Source organism: Halobacillus sp. ABR2_026 (genome assembly GCF_056158545.1).
This window is the reverse complement of sequence record NZ_JBSWTM010000001.1, coordinates 3,562,056-3,576,597: the sequence shown is the minus strand read 5'-3', so window position 1 is coordinate 3,576,597 and position 14,542 is coordinate 3,562,056. Positions and strand designations below refer to the sequence as shown.

The 14,542-nt window shown below is 44.9% G+C and carries 12 protein-coding genes; 8 read left to right on the top strand and 4 right to left on the bottom strand.

What is annotated here, in order from left to right:
* Positions 1 to 64 precede the first annotated feature (64 nt).
* Positions 65 to 1,249, top strand: a complete 1,185-nt coding sequence (gene megL / locus ACXADE_RS18190; RefSeq protein ID WP_474981830.1) for a methionine gamma-lyase — start codon at positions 65 to 67, stop codon at positions 1,247 to 1,249.
* 75 nt (positions 1,250 to 1,324) lie between these two features.
* Here the strand turns inward: megL and ACXADE_RS18185 are convergent.
* A protein-coding gene (locus ACXADE_RS18185) for an IS3 family transposase (protein ID WP_474979588.1) occupies positions 1,325 to 2,652 on the bottom strand; the annotation gives its coding sequence in 2 pieces (ribosomal slippage) (positions 1,325 to 2,280 and positions 2,280 to 2,652; 1,329 coding nt in all).
* Positions 2,653 to 2,971: 319 nt separating this feature from the next.
* Between ACXADE_RS18185 and ACXADE_RS18180 the strand changes: the two genes are divergently transcribed.
* From ACXADE_RS18180 to cls, 4 genes are all read left to right on the top strand, one after another.
* Positions 2,972 to 3,472: a PTS sugar transporter subunit IIA gene (locus ACXADE_RS18180; protein WP_474981829.1), complete on the top strand. Its 501-nt coding sequence runs from the start codon at positions 2,972 to 2,974 to the stop codon at positions 3,470 to 3,472.
* A 753-nt stretch (positions 3,473 to 4,225) separates the two neighbouring features.
* Entirely contained in the window at positions 4,226 to 5,683 is a 1,458-nt protein-coding gene (locus ACXADE_RS18175; RefSeq protein ID WP_474981828.1) for a glycoside hydrolase family 32 protein, read from the top strand.
* 78 nt (positions 5,684 to 5,761) lie between these two features.
* Positions 5,762 to 6,304, top strand: coding sequence for a 3H domain-containing protein (locus ACXADE_RS18170; RefSeq protein ID WP_474981827.1), 543 nt, complete (start codon positions 5,762 to 5,764; stop codon positions 6,302 to 6,304).
* Positions 6,305 to 6,504: 200 nt separating this feature from the next.
* On the top strand, positions 6,505 to 7,947 hold the full coding sequence (gene cls / locus ACXADE_RS18165) for a cardiolipin synthase (RefSeq protein WP_474981826.1): 1,443 nt from the start codon (positions 6,505 to 6,507) through the stop codon (positions 7,945 to 7,947).
* A gap of 249 nt (positions 7,948 to 8,196) precedes the next feature.
* Here cls and ACXADE_RS18160 read toward each other — a convergent pair whose 3' ends face one another.
* A complete protein-coding gene (locus tag ACXADE_RS18160) occupies positions 8,197 to 9,345 on the bottom strand; it encodes a S1C family serine protease (RefSeq protein ID WP_474981825.1) in 1,149 nt (382 codons plus the stop codon).
* A 305-nt stretch (positions 9,346 to 9,650) separates the two neighbouring features.
* On the opposite strand from ACXADE_RS18160, the gene ACXADE_RS18155 reads away from it, so the two are divergent.
* The 3 genes from ACXADE_RS18155 (at position 9,651) to ACXADE_RS18145 (ending at position 12,136) form a co-directional block, all read left to right on the top strand.
* On the top strand, positions 9,651 to 10,220 hold the full coding sequence (locus ACXADE_RS18155; protein ID WP_474981824.1) for a response regulator transcription factor: 570 nt from the start codon (positions 9,651 to 9,653) through the stop codon (positions 10,218 to 10,220).
* Positions 10,217 to 11,548 (top strand): sensor histidine kinase, encoded by a 1,332-nt coding sequence (locus ACXADE_RS18150; protein ID WP_474981823.1) that lies wholly within the window; start codon positions 10,217 to 10,219, stop codon positions 11,546 to 11,548. Before ACXADE_RS18155 ends, ACXADE_RS18150 begins: the two co-directional genes overlap by 4 nt.
* Positions 11,549 to 11,614: 66 nt before the next feature.
* Positions 11,615 to 12,136 (top strand): acyl-CoA thioesterase, encoded by a 522-nt coding sequence (locus tag ACXADE_RS18145; RefSeq protein ID WP_474981822.1) that lies wholly within the window; start codon positions 11,615 to 11,617, stop codon positions 12,134 to 12,136.
* Positions 12,137 to 12,186: 50 nt separating this feature from the next.
* On the opposite strand, the gene ACXADE_RS18140 is transcribed toward ACXADE_RS18145, so the two are convergent.
* Positions 12,187 to 12,912, bottom strand: coding sequence for an ABC transporter ATP-binding protein (locus ACXADE_RS18140; RefSeq protein ID WP_474981821.1), 726 nt, complete (start codon positions 12,910 to 12,912; stop codon positions 12,187 to 12,189).
* Position 12,913: 1 nt separating this feature from the next.
* Entirely contained in the window at positions 12,914 to 14,524 is a 1,611-nt protein-coding gene (locus ACXADE_RS18135; protein ID WP_474982269.1) for an ABC transporter permease, read from the bottom strand.
* Positions 14,525 to 14,542 lie beyond the last annotated feature (18 nt).

Here is a 14,542-nt window from a genome sequence, read left to right as displayed (position 1 = left end):
CTTTTTCTCCTTCTTTTGTTAAAATAAATTGAAAACGCTTACAATGTGAAGGGGGAAGACCGTTTTGAAAAACAAAGAAAAGCGGATAGAAACAACAATGATCCATAGCCATGAACAAGTACAGAAGTATGATGGAAGTTTGACGACACCAATCTTCCAAACTTCCACCTTTTCTTTCTCATCTGCAGCTGAAGGAGAAAGAAGATTTGCAGGGGAAGAAGAAGGTTATATTTATACCCGGCTCGGCAATCCGACGGTAAAGATATTGGAAGATCGAATTGCGGTCCTTGAAGGCGGGGAGCGCGGGCTTGCTTTCGCTTCAGGAATGGCAGCTGTCTCCGCTGTGTTAATGGCCTTGACGAAAGCGGGGGATCATGTCCTATGTTCGAACGGACTCTACGGATGTACGTATGGATTATTGAAGATGTTTGAAGAAAAATATGGCATTACTCATGATTTCAGTTATATGGAAACAGACCAGGATGTGAGGGAGAGAATAACCTCAGAGACCCGCTGTATATTTATTGAGACACCGATCAACCCTACAATGAAAATCATAGATTTAGAGATGGTGGCACAAGTGGCAGAAGAGTATGGGATTCCTGTTGTGGTCGACAATACCTTCTGCACCCCGTACTTGCAGCGTCCCCTCGACCTTGGTTGTGACATCGTCCTGCACAGTGCGACCAAATACATCGGTGGGCATGGAGATGTAATTGCCGGGCTTGTTGTTGGGAAAAAGTCGTTCATGGATGAACTGGCCATGTCACAGCAAAAAGATATTGGAGGAGTCCTTTCCCCTTTCGATGCCTGGCTTCTGCTGCGGGGTTTGAAGACCCTGCATGTCCGTATGGACCGCCATAGTCAAAATGCAGATGAGCTCGCCCGAAGGCTGGAGACCCACCCCAAAGTGAAGCGTGTGTATTATCCTGGACTTGAAGGAAACCATCAGTCTCTGATTGTCCAAAAGCAGATGAAGACAGGAGGCGGTGTACTGGCTTTTGAGATTGCTGGAGGTAAAGAGGAAGCGCAGCAGTACATGGATCGACTGAGCTTAATTCAAATTGCTGTCAGCCTTGGGGATGCTGAGACATTAATTCAACACCCTGCCACTATGACCCATGCCATTGTCCCGGAAGATAAGAGACAGGAAATGGGAATCGGTGACTCGTTGATCCGCCTGTCTGCAGGACTTGAAGCTGTCGATGATTTATGGGAAGATCTCAAGCTTGCCCTTGATGAATCGTAAAGTTTATATGGAAGGAGAGGAGCTCTAGTGCAAAGTGAACTGTAACCTCAAAAATGGACAGTTTAATAAAAAGTGCTAGGCTGCTAGTAGGTGACCTCGGTATTGTACCGGGGTCATTTTTTGTAAGGACCACTGATATCGACCTTCATTGTAATACTCCATGTATTCTTCAATCGCTTGCTTGACTTCAAAAACAGAAGTGCATGTTTTAAAATCTATCCCATCTTTCATGTGCCCGAAGAAGGACTCCACCGGGGCATTATCCCAACAGTTACCGCGACGGGACATCGACTGATCCAAACCTAGATTACTGACTTTCTTTTGGAATTCCGGATGCGTATAGTGCACGCCCTGGTCGGAATGGATAAGACAGTCTGGGTGGGGAATAAAGTCTTCGCGTTCCATTAAGTTATCAAGCGTCGTGTACACAATGTCCATCTTTAAGGATGTTGAAAGATGATAAGCTAGTATTTCTCTTGTTGCGCCATCTTTAATTACGGATAAATAAGCTTTCTTCCCTTTCGCATAGTAGATATAGGTAATATCTGTTAGAAGGACTTTGTGTGGTTCTTGTTGATCGAATTGACGCTCCAATTTATTCTCGCACGTCTTATGCTCTTGTGTTGCTTGAGCGATTTGCTTATAAGGGTTTGATCTCCGAATACGGCACACCAGACTGTACTTCTTCATAATACGGCGGATACGCTTATGGTTCATCACAACGTTCTCTTCGTTCTCTAAAATCATTTTGATTTGGAGGGCTCCCACTTTTCCATTTTTCCGGATATACACGTTCTTAATCAGCTTGTAATCCGCCTCATCTTTCTGCTCTCTTTTTGCGCGGGTACCTTCTGATTTTAACCAATTATAATAACCAGAGCGACTGACGCCCGCTAACTCACAAAAATATTGGACCAACTCTGGGAAATTATGATCTCTTACCATTTGTTCAATAAGCTGAAATTTTTCTGATGTCGTTACTTGTTCTTCTTCGCCTGCCTTTCGAGTTCGTCGAGCTTTTTTACGAAGTCCAGCTCCGCCTCTAGATACGCAATGCGCGCTTCTGCTTTCTTCAGCTTATCTTCAGAGGAAAGCTCTTTTGATGAGGGGCGCCCTGTCGCACTTTTCCCTCGGCGTTCGGTGTAAAACCCATCTTCTCCGTACTTCTGAAACGTTTCACGCCAGCGCTTTATACATTGTTTTGGCTTTTTAACACCAATAATAGAGAGATCGAATCCATGTTCGACAAAGATTTGGTGAGGTCCTTTCCCTTTCTCGTTTTCCTTCACAGCTTTCACTTTGAAATCAGGAGAATAGGTGATGGATCGATCTGAAACTCTTAAGATGTTTGGGTTGGACTCAAGTTCTCTTCTTTGTGATTCAGTAAAAATAATCTTAGGCATGTTTATCCCTCGCTCGCATTAGTTAATTCGATTATAAATGGACAATCGAGGTCATGAAACACAAAAAACCCCGAATAAGGGCACTTTTTTATCAGTGTCCATTATTCGGGGTATAGTTCAAAGTATAGAGCTCTTTTTTATTTTCCGAATACCTCAATCTTCTCCTATCCCTAGGTGCATGGTGAAATTTCAGGGAATGTAAACATACGCTCCAGAGGGTTTCCTGTGTTTAGCCGTCCTCACATGGGGAAAAGTAGTAACTAGAGTAACGATGAACATGGCTAACAGCTTTAATAAACATAGAAGGGACGATGAAGTGATGTTAAAGAAATTATTTGGTGGCAATAAAAGTGTCGAGGAACAGCTGGTTGCTCCTGTGAGCGGTAAAGTCGTTCCATTGGACGACGTGGATGACCCTGTATTTAGCCAACGAATGATGGGAGACGGGGTGGCTGTCGAACCGACAGATGGAAAAGTGGTCAGTCCTGTGGCGGGAGAAATTGTACAGCTCTTTCCAACCAATCACGCCGTAGGAATTAAAACGAAATCAGGGGTGGAAGTCCTTGTCCATATCGGTCTCGAAACGGTATCGATGGAAGGGGAAGGATTTGAAGGGCATATTAAAACAGGAGACAAAGTGAATGCCGGCGACCATTTGATCACTTTTGATATGGATCTGGTCAAAGAGAAAGCGAAGAGCACGATCACTCCCGTCGTCATTACCAACTATGACGATGTTGTTGAACAATTCGATCCGTCCTATAGCGACGGTGCTTCCGCAGGAGAGTCAACGATTGTGACACTTAAAACGAAATCATGACAAACGAAGCCTGAAGTGTCCTGATACTTCAGGCTTCTTCTTCACAGGCTCTGTTAAAGTTCAGTGTTGATCTTTGCATCAACGGATGGAAGTGACAATGAATGATGGGATGGTAAAAGAGAATTTATTTCCAAATTTCGAGATTTCTGTGTGGTGGATAGGGCTGCGGGGAATGACTCGCTTTCCGCGGGAGCGCGGTGAGCCTCCTCGGACTACGTCCTGCGGGGTCTCACCAAGCGCTCTCTTCCCGCAGGAGTCTCGCCATTCCCCTCCGCCCCTTTGCCATATAAGTCTCTCGAAACCACTACTTAAAAAATCAGCTTGTATGGGTAAGAGAAGTGAATGATATCATCTCTACCCCATGAACGTTTAGCATACGCAAATGCTTGATACTACGCACGATCTGCCCGCCTAGGGGAGAAGAATTGGAAACTTACGAATCCATACAGATGTTTAAACCTCAACCATTCAAGCTCATCCTTTTCAAAGTAGTTTCGAGCCCCTAGAATCACACAAACATCTCGAAGCTGAGTCTTCAAGAAAAGGGCGCTTTCGTTGAATAAGCCAAATATAAAAATGGAAGTTCCTTTTTTATATTTGTATCAACACTCAACTTTAACAGAGCCTCTTCAAAAAAGGCGTTACATATGTAGAAAGTTTATAGGAAAAGAAGGGTTTCATGGCAGCTGCGATCATGATGTTTTATAATGGGGCAGGAAGGAATACGGAACGGATTAAAGGAGGATCTACAGAATGTCTCAAAACGATGCACAACTAAGAAAAGATGCAGAAAAACAAATGCAGGACCATAAGGAGAACGTAGAAGCATGTCCTTACCGACAAAACTATCACCATATGCCTCCGGCAGGGTTGTTGAATGACCCCAATGGATTTGTCCAATGGCAGGGGATGTATCATCTTTTTTATCAATGGATGCCTTTTGATACGACCCACGGTGCAAAGTTCTGGGGTCATTACACCTCTCAGGATCTTGTGAATTGGAAGCATGAGGAGGTTGCGCTCACGCCTTCTGACTGGTTTGATAAAGATGGCGTTTATTCTGGGAGTGCCATTGTCCATGAGGGTCAACTGTACTTATTCTATACAGGGAATGTGGAAGGAGAAGAGGGACCTGAACGGGAGTACCAATGCCTGGCTACCTCATACGACGGTGTCCATTTTGAAAAACAGGGAGTTGTCATAGAACCCTTGGAAGGTTATACGAGCCATTTCAGAGACCCTAAGGTATGGCGGAAGGGTGACGAATGGTATATGGTAGTCGGCGCCCAAACGAAGGAAAGGCAGGGCAAGGCTGTGTTGTTTCGTTCCCGTGACCTCCGGACATGGGAGCATGTTGGACCGATTGCAGGAAGTGCAGAAGGCGGCCTCGGCGATTTCGGGTATATGTGGGAATGCCCGGACTATTTTGAACTGGATGGAAAAGAAGTGCTTCTTGTATGTCCTCAAGGGCTTGAAGCTGAAGGGATGGATTATGCCAATACATATCAGAGCGGCTACTTTATCGGAAAGTTGGATGAGACAGACGGAGAATTCCGGCATGGGGCTTTTCATGAACTGGATCATGGGTTTGAATTTTATGCACCTCAAACTACGCAGGATGAACAGGGGAGAAGGCTGCTGTTCGGTTGGATGGGAGTCCCGGATCAATATGAACAGGCACATCCGACCTTGGAACATAATTGGGTCCACTGCCTCACAATACCTCGTGAATTGAAATGGGAAGGGGATAAACTTCTACAAAAACCAGTAGATGAACTCGCATCGATGCGGGGACCTGTCCTTCTTCATTCATCGGTCACCATTGAAAATGATCAAAAAGCGATAAGAGGTGTCCAGGGACGGTCGATTGAGCTGAATATCGAAATCGATAACCTGGATGATATGTTCGCAATCGAGCTTTTCCAATATGCTTCTTTAAGTTATAAGGGCGGGGTCATCACTTTATCAAGGCCCCAACTGGGAGATAGGTCCAAGACAGAATTCCGCAGGGTGAAAGTAGATGAAGGGTTGACTAGCCTTCGGATATTCATCGACCAGTCATCTCTGGAGGTCTTCATCAATGGAGGGGAAACAGTCCTCACCTCCAGAATATTCCCTCAAGCGGAAGAAGAACATATCCTCTTCACGTCACTTGGGGCGACCACCTTTTCCATTGAAAAATGGGATTTGAGCGGTTATCACTATTCCTGAACTTGGAAACTGACTTTCTGAAAGCCCGTTTATTGTGGTAAGATAATTTTATGTAAATCGCACGGAGGGGTCATGTTTATGAGTCAATCTTCAAAGAAAATGAAAGCGAACGAACGAAGAGAGTATATACTCGCTTTATTGAAACAAAGAGGTGCTCCTGTAACCGGGAGTTCTCTTGCTGAGGAAATGAATGTGACCAGGCAGGTGATTGTCGGGGACGTCTCCCTTCTGAAAGCAAAGAACGAGCCGATTGTCGCGACAAGCCAGGGATACATGTATATGATGGATGGAAAAGAAGATCTTCCTTTCCAGCGGACCATCGTATGTCAGCATCAAGGGGAAGATACTGAACAGGAACTAAACATTCTGGTAGACCACGGTGTCCACGTACAGGATGTAGTCGTAGAACATCCGATCTATGGCGACCTGACCGCCAGATTGAGGATCTCTAACCGCCGTGATGTGAAGAAATTCATTGAAAAGGTGAACAGCACAAAAGCTTCTTTCCTGCTTGAATTAACGGGAGGCATTCATACACATACAATAGCTGCTGACAGCAGGGAGGCTCTTGATGAAGCCGAAACAGCTCTTGAAGAAGCGGGAATATTGATGTCCAGATAATAAGGAAGCCTAAAAAGAGATGAGCATTCTATAAGGAAAGCTTGTCTTTTTTTTATGGCTGAAATTGTAAAACGGAACGTTAACGAAGCCGTTCTATTTTTGTAAATTTATGGACTGTTAGACAAGTCGTAATCAACACAAGGAAGGAATATGATATATTTGTATCAGTAATTTCTTGCTGAAAAAAGGAAGGTGGCCACGTGAACATCCTGCCGATTTTTGTAAGTATCATCTTGACCTTGAACGTATTGCTGGCGTTAGCCATCATTTTCCTTGAAAGAAGGGATGCCAGTGCCACATGGGCCTGGTTGATGGTACTGCTTTTCATCCCCGTGGCGGGTTTTTTCCTTTATTTAATTTTCGGGCGACGCCTCAGTAATAAAGAAATATTCACCTGGGATAAAAAAAGCCGTCTCGGTCTGCTTGCGGCTGTCCAAGAACAATTGACTGCCATCAAGATGAATGAATTGAAAGTCCAGCATAAGGATGTCATTCCTTATGAAGATTTAATTTACATGCATCTTAAGAATAACGACGCCCTATTATCTCAAAATAATGAAGTTGAAATTTTCACCGATGGACAAAAGAAGTTTCATGCTCTTATTGAAGATCTTGAAAAAGCAGAAGATCATATCCACCTGCTTTATTATATTTTAAGAGATGACAACCTGGGTCATCGTCTTGCGGATGTCTTGAAACGGAAAGCGAAAGAGGGGGTAGAGGTTAAACTTCTGTATGATGACATGGGTTCGAGGCTCTTGAAGCGCTCGTATAAACGCAGCCTGGAAGCAGCCGGGGTCCAGGTGGAGTCCTTTTTCCCTTCTTTGATACCGAAAGTGAACATGAAAATCAACTACCGCAACCATAGAAAACTGGCGATCATTGATGGTGAAATCGGCTATATAGGCGGGTTCAATATCGGTGATGAATATTTGGGCTTTAATAAACGATTCGGATATTGGCGGGACACCCATTTGCGTGTAGAGGGGGAAGCGGTCAACAATATGCAGACACGCTTTATCCTGGATTGGAACCATGCTTCGCGAAGAGATATCGTTTATGAAGAGCGATATTATCAAGCCAAACCGAAAGGCGACGTCGCCATGCAGATTGTCTCCAGTGGTCCAGATTCAGAGTGGGAACAGATCAAACATGGGTATTTGAAAATGATTTTGGCTGCTAAAGATTATGTGTACATTCAGACGCCTTATTTCATTCCGGATGACAGCCTTCTTGATGCACTCCGGGTAGCCGTTCTTTCAGGAGTGGATGTGAAAATCATGATTCCGAATAAACCGGATCATCCCTTTGTTTATTGGGCCACTTTCTCAAATATCGGAGACATGTTAAAAGCGGGGGCGAAAATCTATGTCTACCAAAAAGGCTTCCTCCATGCCAAAACCATCGTCGTTGATGATAAGATCGCATCTGTGGGGACAGCGAATATCGATGTGCGGAGTTTCCGTTTGAATTTTGAAGTAAACGCCTTTCTGTATCATCCTGAAGTCGCAAAAGATCTGGCCGACCGCTTTCATGAAGACATTGTGGAGTCAACAGAACTCACGTTTAAACTCTACCAATCCAGAACTAAATGGATCCGCTTCAAAGAAGCAATCTCAAGGCTATTATCACCAATTCTATAGTAATCAGAGTCTGAAAGAAGCTTCTCCTATCATGGAATATATTAAAAAGCCCTGCGCATTTTGCGCAGGGCTTTTGAGAGAGGTTGTTTTGGTATTGGTTTTCCTTTGTAACACGAGAAAGGCTGAGGGAATTCTTCCACCGAATAGCTATTTGGAGGGGGGATCGATCATATCTATTGGATGTCGAATTTCCATCAGCGTTTCCACTATATAATATTTCTTCACCACGTATTCTTCATATCTGTTCAATTATTGAGAGGTTAGCGTGATTTGGACGGTGGTTGGTTTCCCGTCACGGTAAACTTCAAGCTCCGCTTGATCTCCTTCTTGTGCTTGGTTGTAGAGATACTGTCTTAAGCTGATCAGCGATTCGATCTCCTTGTCGTCGATGGCGGTGATGACATCGTATTTTTCGAGACCTGCTTCATCAGCCGGGGAGCCTTTTTCGACGCCTTGGACGAGGACGCCTTCAGTTACATCTTCTGGTAATCCCAATTCGCGCTGCAATACGGGATTAGGGATTTGGGTTAAGTCTTGCAGGGAAACTCCCATGTAAGGACGTTGGACTTCGCCGTTTGTCTCTAAATCTTCGATGACAGGTTTAGCGACGTCCATAGGGATAGAGAATCCAATGCCTTCCACTTCCGCTGTGGCGATCTTCATCGAGTTGATTCCGATGACTTCACCTTGCAGGTTCACGAGTGCGCCACCACTGTTTCCAGGGTTGATGGCTGCATCGGTTTGAAGGACTTCTGTCTGCCAGTCCGGCTGCTTGTCTCCGTTAATATCGACTGGAATATTACGGTTCAACCCACTGACAATACCTTTCGTTACGGACCCTGCGAACTCCATGCCCAGCGGGTTACCGATGGCAATGGCTGTCTGCCCGACCTCTACGTCACTGGCGTTACCTAACTCAGCAACCTTCTGCACGTGTTCGCTATCTATTTGTAAAACGGCCAGGTCTGTTAAAGGGTCACTGCCTTTTAATTTGGCTTGGACTTTCGTTCCATCACTCAGGACCACTTCAAGTTCAGAAGCATTCTCTATGACATGATGGTTGGTGGCAACGAAAGCTTTCCCGCCTTCATTTTTATAGATGACCCCGGACCCAGTACCGGCTTTTTCAGCTCCTTGCCCTGTATTCTGGATATTGCTGATTCCAACGACAGCGTCAGATACTTCATTGACGGCCTGTGTCACTTCTTCCTGGCTTTTTCCAAGATTTAGTTCATTGGCCTGTGCTGTGGGCTTTTCTGTGTTGATATCTATTGATATACCCTGCCACTGAAACACAGTCGTTACTAGAAAGACAGCGGCTATGGCACCCAGAACAGTGTAAGCTAACCCGGAACGTTTGTATTGTTTCTTATCATTACGCCTCTGTTCATCAAACATTAGAGTAACGACGCCCCTTTCCATGAGATTCGCTGTTCATCTTTGGTGTTTCCCTCTGACAATTTTTATTCTACGACAGAGTTATGGAATGACTTTGGTGTAATTGTGGAAAAAGTGTGTAATGTAAGAGTAATCCAAGAAAATGTGAGAGAATGAAGGCAAAGCAGCTTTGGATAGAGGAGGGGTTCATCTATGAATCAGTTGATTGGTCTGGTAGAAGATGATCCGAATATTCGAGATATCGTGGAAGGGTATTTGAAGAAAGAGGGATATCAAGTGATAGCTGTCGATACAGCGGAAAAAGCATGGGAGATTTTCAGAGAGCAGAGTCCGGATTTTGGATTCTGGACATTATGCTTCCAGGTATGGATGGTTATGAATTTTGTAAGAAAATCCGACAGACCTCAGAAGTACCGATTATTATTATATCGGCTAAGGATGAGGAAGTGGACAAAATATTAGGACTGGAGCTTGGTGGAGATGATTACTTGACGAAACCGTTCAGTCCGAGGGAATTGGTGGCTAGAGCTAAACGTCACTTGAAGCGCTGGCAGGTGATGAAGCAGACGTCAGAAGAGGAGGATACCATTGTTTCCGGGGACTTGGAGCTGAACGATGCAGAAAGGCAGGCCTACTATCGAGGCGAAGAAATGGAAGTGACGACAAAGGAATTTGAGATGCTTAAAATCCTTGCCTCTCAAGAGAATCGCGCTTTTTCCCGGGAAGAATTGTTGGTCAAAGTATGGGGGGAAGATTATTTCGGAAGTGATCGTGCCGTGGACGATCTCGTGAAACGGTTAAGGAAGAAAATGAAGGATCTTCCGATTGAAACCGTTTGGGGGCACGGGTATCGATTAAGGGAGAAGCGTTCATGAAACTGCTGTATCAACTGAATGCCGCTTTTGCTACATTAATCATCGTCATCATGTCGATCACCGCGTTTTTCATTTATTCTTTGCTTATGGATATGCTCATCCAGGATGAACAACGGCAACTGGAAGGGAGGGCGGATCTGCTCGTTGATCTTATCAATGAACAGGATCCGGATCGAAGTACGGAACTCTCCCAGCTCTTGCAGGATCGGAATTACCCCATACTGTTATTTGACCGGGAAAGAAATGAAATCTTATTCCGCACAATGCCTGCGGTGGTGGCTTACTCATGGGTGGATAGGTATGATGAGGAACTTGTTGATCAGGAAGTATGGGAAACGATGGGAGAGAAGTATGTTGCCTACGATTTTCCAGTGAGTCAGGATGAGAATCAGGTCCTCGTCATGGCCACACCTCTTAACGACCTGCAAGCGGTCCAGTCCGTCTTTGCATCCCGTATGATTGTGGTGTTCCTCATCGGTTTATGTCTTGCGATCGTCTTGAGTTACGTGTTGACCTGGCGTCTTGTCACTCCACTTACAAAGCTCAAGGAGGAAGTGAAAAAAATAGAGAAGCGTCAGTTCTCGGATGTGAAAAAAGTCCAGGCTTCAGGTGAGGTCCGCGAAGTCGAACAAAGCCTCAGACATATGGCTGCTGAGCTTTCCCGGTATATCCATTCACAAAAGCAATTTTTCCAGAACGCTTCCCATGAATTGAAAACGCCCCTCATGTCCATTCAGGGCTATGCTGAAGGCATCCGGGACGGGGTGTTTGAAGGGGAAGCAGCAGAGAAGGGATTCAATGTGATGGTGAGTGAGACCGAGCGCTTGAAGAAAATCGTCAATGAGATGATTTTGTTAGCGAAGCTTGATAGCAGCGAAGATGTTTATCATCCAGAAAGTGCCGAGATATCGGAAATTATCATCCAGGCACGGGATCGTCTGTTTCCCTTGGCGAAGGAAAAAGGGATCGAACTCATTACAGAAAATATTCATGCGTTTCACACATACGTGGATAGAGAACGGGTGCTGCAGGCAATGATCAATATCGTAAGCAACGCTGTCAGACACGCGGAAGGAAAAGTGGCCATAACGACAGAATATGGAAAAGGCACCTATAAAGTCAAAGTGATGGACGATGGGGCAGGGATCCCAGAGGAGCTTCTTCCGCAACTCTTTGAACGTTTTATCAAAGGGAAAGAAGGGGAGACAGGGCTTGGGCTTGCTATATCCAGGGCGATCATTGAACGAAGCGGTGGAAAGATTCATGCTAACAACCGCAGCGATCGATCAGGAGCCATTTTCGAAATAGAATTTAGAGATAAAGAGTGAGAGATGGCAATCATGGTATAATAGGAAGCAGAGAACGATTCCATAATGGAAGTGAGGAAATACAGCATGGAAAACAAACCTTGTATCGATTCATTAACAGTGAAAAGCTCCCACGTATTACCCCCGGATACGAATAGTCATGGTACGTTATTCGGTGGGAAATTGATGGCTCATATTGATGATGTCGCAGCGATCGCCGCTGTCAGACACTGCAGAAAGCCGGTCGTGACGGCTTCTACAGACTCCGTAGATTTTCTGCAGCCTGTTTTCGAAGGTGACACGATTTGTCTGGAGGCTTTTGTTACGTGGACACATAATACTTCTATGGAAGTGTTCGTCAAAGCGACTACAGAAAACCTTTTGACGGGGGAGCGGAAAGTTTGTACGACAGCTTTCCTGTCCATGGTAGCTGTGGACGAAAAGAATGAACCTTCTCCTGTCCCAGGCGTCTATCCAGAATCTGAAGAAGAAAAGTGGCTGCATGAAAATGCTCAGAAGCGCCATGAACATCGAAAAAATCGAAGAAAAGAATCCAAGGAACTGGCAGAGAAGTTCGGTACCAGTCTTCCCTGGAAACGTGATTGTTAAAAAAAGCTTGGCTCCCGTCAAAGGGAGCCAAGCTTTTTCTGGTCAGGCATTTATTTAAGTCGAACGAGCTCAGGCTGACGATGGTTTTGATCCTGCCGAGGTGTTGTCGTACATAAAGAATCCCAGTCGTGTGCGCCGCCGTCCCTCATTGTAATGATCCGATCAGCAATTGCCCGTGAGTCTTCTCTGTCATGGGTAACAAAGATGGAGGTTGTCCCTGTTTTTTTGATGATATCTTTCAACTCTGTCCTTATTTTAATTTGAAGGTCTGCATCCAGATTACTGAACGGCTCATCCAAAAGGAGGAGGGAGGGTTCAGGTGCAAGGGAACGGGCGAGAGCAATTCGCTGCTGCTGTCCTCCGCTCAATTCGTGAGGGTACCTTTTGGCAAGGGCACTCATATTTACCAGCCCCAGAACTTCTTCCGTACGCTCGTTTCTTTTCTTCCTCTTCCAATTTTTTAATCCGAATTGAACATTTTCCCGAACCGTCATATGTGGAAAGAGGGCATAATCTTGAAACACCATGCCGATTCCTCTTTTTTCGGGAAGTACAAACGTGCGTTCATCCGTCATAATGCGGCTGCCTATTTTTATCATGCCTTGAGAAGGAGTTTCGAGCCCGCATAAAAGACGGAGCACGGTACTTTTTCCACTGCCACTTTCGCCGAGGATGGAGATGATCTCTCCCTGCTCGATTTCCAGATTGAAATGCTGGATCGTCATGTTGCTGGTACTTCTATATCCGAAACAGAGGTCTTTAATTTGGACATACATATCAATTCGACTCCTTTTCTAAGACTTGGTGAAAGACAAAAACGGCGAGGGCGCTGATGACGACAATAATGATGGAGGCGAGGGCAGCCTCGTGGATTTGTTCATCGCTTGCGTATTTAAAGGCATTGGTCGATAGGGTTCCAAAGTTAAACGGTCTTAAGATTAAGGTTAAGGGCAATTCCTTGATGATTTCTATGAAAGCAAGCAGGAAACCGCTGACAAGCGGAGCTTTGATCATTTTTATATCAACTTTGAAGAATGTGCGTGTCATGTTCATCCCGAGCATCCGGGAAGCTTCGGTGTATTTGTTACCGATTTTATCAAATCCTGCTTCAATGGAGTTGTAACCGATCGCAAGGAAGCGGATGATATAGGCAGATATCAGGATGATCAAGCTGGTACTCAAAAATAAACGGGTTTCTAAGCCTGTCGTTTCATAAAAACGGGAAATACCGTTGTCTAAACCAATGAATACGGTACTGATCCCTACCGCGATGACAGCTCCCGGTATGGAGTAGCCTAATATGGTTACTTTGGCTGCTGATTTTGACAGTGCACTTTGATGCATCCTGGAAAAATTGGCAATGATGACCGCAAAAAGGACGATGAACAGAGCACCGACGAAAGACACAAAAAGTGAATTCCATATGAGGGTCGTAAATTCCGGTGATGCAATCTTTTCAAAGGTTAATATCATCCAATCCACCAATTGAATGAACGGGATGAGAAATCCAAGTAAGAAAATAAAAGCGCAGTAACTGAAAGCTCCCCATGCTCTCCACCCTTTCAAATGTGAAGGGCGGAGGGGGCGCGCCTTGGCTGTGGTCGCAGCATATTTTTTTCGACCTCGAAGGATTCTTTCTAAAATAAGCACCCCGAAAACAAGAAACATGAGAGTCGCCGATAACTTAATGGCTGAAGCAAGGTCATTCATTCCGAACCATGTCTGAAAGATGGCTGTACTGAATGTAGGGACACCAAAGTATTGGACGAGTCCGTAATCGTTCAATACTTCCAGTAGGACCAGACTGACGCCTCCGATGATGGCTCCCCGTGAAATAGGGAGGACTACTTTAAAGAAGATATTCATAGGCGATCGACCGAGCAGTCTGGCATTTTCGATCAATGATGCAGATTGGTTGGCCAGAAAAGCTCTCGTGATTGTATACACATAAGGGTAGAGAAACAGTGTGAAGATGAAAACGGCTCCTGGAAGGTTGAGGATGTCAAAATAGACTTGATCAACCTCCAGTCCCCATTTATTCCTTAGAGTAGTTTGAATGACTCCGGTGTAATTCAGTATGCCATTATAGGTATACCCCGCAATATAGGGCGGCAGTGCCAATGGAAGAATGAGTGCCCATTTAAAGAATTTCTTCATCGGAAAATCATAAGCGGACAAGATCCATGCTAAACTGGTTCCGATTATGATCGTCAGGATTCCGGTGAAAAAAATAAGGAACCCGGTATTTTTCAATAGGTCAGGAAGGATGTATTCCTGGATGTGATTCCAATTTTCTGCTTTTTGTGTGAAGAAATTAAAAAGGATGGTCACATTCGGAATCAAAATCAGAATGACAATCACCAGACTGAGGGTTGACCATATGTTCATATAACCGGGAAGCTTTCG